The organism is Actinomadura sp. NBRC 104412, assembly GCF_030269515.1.
In the GTDB taxonomy this organism is placed as follows: Bacteria; Actinomycetota; Actinomycetes; order Streptosporangiales; family Streptosporangiaceae; genus Spirillospora.
Genome location: NZ_BSTM01000109.1, coordinates 1 through 469 on the forward strand (window position 1 = coordinate 1; position 469 = coordinate 469).

The 469-nt window shown below is 66.3% G+C and carries 1 protein-coding gene; it reads left to right on the top strand.

Annotated elements, in window-relative coordinates:
• Window positions 1-469: proteasome accessory factor PafA2 family protein (locus QSK21_RS35955; RefSeq protein ID WP_285702226.1), on the top strand; the 469-nt coding region annotated here is incomplete at both ends.

Genomic DNA, 469 nt, shown 5'->3' on the forward strand with positions numbered 1-469 from the left:
GATCCTGGAGGGTCTGCTGGTGGATGCCGAGCGGCGGTTGCGGGAGGAGGGCATCGCCGGTGACATCTACCTGTTCAAGAACAACACCGACTCGGCGGGCAACTCCTACGGCTGCCACGAGAACTACCTGGTGGGACGCCACGGCGAGTTCGGCCGCCTGGCGGACGTCCTGATCCCGTATCTGGTGACGCGGCAGATCATCTGCGGGGCGGGCAAGGTGCTCCAGACGCCGCGTGGCGCGGTGTACTGCGTGTCGCAGCGCGCCGAGCACATCTGGGAAGGGGTCTCCTCCGCCACGACCCGTTCCCGCCCGATCATCAACACCCGCGACGAGCCCCACGCCGACGCCGAGCGGTTCCGTCGGCTGCATGTGATCGTGGGGGACTCGAATATGAGTGAGACCACGATGTTGCTGAAGGTGGGGGCGACGGATCTGGTGTTGCGGATGATCGAGGCGGGGGTGGTGATG